Origin of the sequence: Streptomyces cellostaticus (assembly GCF_023630175.1) — a bacterium.
Lineage (GTDB): Bacteria > Actinomycetota > Actinomycetes > Streptomycetales > Streptomycetaceae > Streptomyces > Streptomyces cellostaticus_A.
On sequence record NZ_JALLIN010000132.1, the window covers coordinates 1 to 1,318 of the forward strand.

Annotated in this window: 1 protein-coding gene; it reads left to right on the forward strand. The window is 68.9% G+C overall.

Features of this window, described 5'->3' with window-relative positions; genetic code table 11:
- The first annotated feature begins 21 nt into the window (after positions 1-21).
- A complete protein-coding gene (locus MXD57_RS31305) occupies positions 22-1,245 on the forward strand; it encodes an IS701 family transposase (RefSeq protein ID WP_374114775.1) in 1,224 nt (407 codons plus the stop codon).
- Positions 1,246-1,318: the final 73 nt, after the last annotated feature.

The window sequence follows — 1,318 nt, forward strand, 5'->3', positions numbered from 1 at the left end:
GGTGCTGGGCAGCCTCCCCACGTGATCACCGAGGGTGTTGCCGCGCAGTGGGACCTCGAACTGGACGACCTCTTCGTGAATATCGGCCATCGCTTCGGCCGGGTGGAACTACGCCGCCGCATGCGGGACTACGTTCGCGGCCTGCTCGCCCCCGTGGCCCGGAAGAACAGCTGGCAGCTGGCCGAACAGGCCGGCCACCCGACGCCCGACGGCCTGCAGCACCTGCTCGCTGGAGCGAAGTGGCAGCCCGATGACATCCGCGACGACCTGCAGCAATACGTCGCCGACAAGCTCGCCGAGGACAGTGGTGTCCTGATCATCGACGACACCGGCTTCATCAAGAAGGGCACCACCTCGGCCGGGGTCCAGCGTCAGTATTCCGGAACCGCAGGCCGCACCGAGAACTGCCAGATCGGCGTCTTCGCCGCCTACGCCACGACCCTAGGCCGGGCCCTGGTCGACCGTGAGCTCTACCTCCCCAAGTCCTGGACCGAGGACCGTGAACGCTGCCGCACCGCAAAGGTTCCTGACGAGCGAGGGTTCGCCACCAAGGGCGAACTGGCCCGGCACATGGTGCTGCGGGCCCTCGCCTCGCCGCTGCCCATCGCCTGGGTCACCGCGGATTCCGCCTACGGACAGGACAACCGATTCCGTCGGCTCCTGGAACAGTCGGGCGCCGGCTACGTACTGGCCGTCCCCAAGTCCCAGTTCAGCGTGGGCTGTTCACGGATCGAGGACCTGTTCGCACAAGCCCCCGACGAGGCATGGGAGCAGATCTCCTGCGGCGACGGCGCGAAGGGACCCCGCATCTATCACTGGGCGGCGGTGCGACTGCCGGCCGTCGCCGAGTTCGACTACCAGGGCGAGGTCCCCCACCGGATGCGGTGGGCACTGGCCCGGCGCAGCATCAGCAGGCCCGACGAGATCGCCTACTACCTCGCCTACGCGCCCCTTCAGGTCACCGTCCAGGAGCTGGTGCGGGTCGCCGGAGCGCGCTGGGCGATCGAGGAGTGTTTCCAGGCCGCGAAGAACGAATGCGGCCTGGACCAGTACGAGGTCCGCCGCTACACGGGCTGGTATCGGCACATCACCCTGGCCATGCTCGCGCACGCCTTCCTGGCCGCCACGGCACACCAGGCCCGGGAAAAGGGGGCGCAACCAGTGGGGCGGTCGGGGTCGTCGAGCTCACAGTGGCGGAGGTTCGGCGACTCCTGGCAGCTTGTCGTCCCCGGCCCCCGCACCTGAGCGGACACCGCGGACGACACCACGCACTGAGCTGGTCGAACTGGCGCCGCAGACGCCAAGCAGTCGCCCGCCG